The sequence below is a fragment of the Pseudomonas sp. IT-P294 genome (genome assembly GCF_949767865.1).
Taxonomy (GTDB): domain Bacteria; phylum Pseudomonadota; class Gammaproteobacteria; order Pseudomonadales; family Pseudomonadaceae; genus Aquipseudomonas.
This window is the reverse complement of sequence record NZ_CATKQW010000052.1, coordinates 1-202: the sequence shown is the minus strand read 5'-3', so window position 1 is coordinate 202 and position 202 is coordinate 1. Positions and strand designations below refer to the sequence as shown.

Genomic DNA, 202 nt, shown 5'->3' with positions numbered 1-202 from the left:
TGTCGAGGGTGTCGGTGACGTTGGTCACCGCCGCAGCCGGGTCTTTCACCAGGTTTTCAAAGTTGCCGCCAGTGGCGGTAGCGATTGTGGCGCTGACCTTGCCGGCGTCGATGTACGGGTCGTCTTTGGGTGCATCGACGGTCACGGTGCCGGTGGTTTTGCCGGCCTCGATGTTGATCACGGCGCCATTGCTCAACGTCAC

The 202-nt window shown here is 61.9% G+C and carries 1 protein-coding gene; it reads right to left on the bottom strand.

The genetic code is table 11. The annotated features are described in order from the left end of the window. A partial coding sequence (locus ACM6I0_RS24395; protein ID WP_414923488.1) for an immunoglobulin-like domain-containing protein occupies window positions 1–202 on the bottom strand: 202 nt, incomplete at both ends.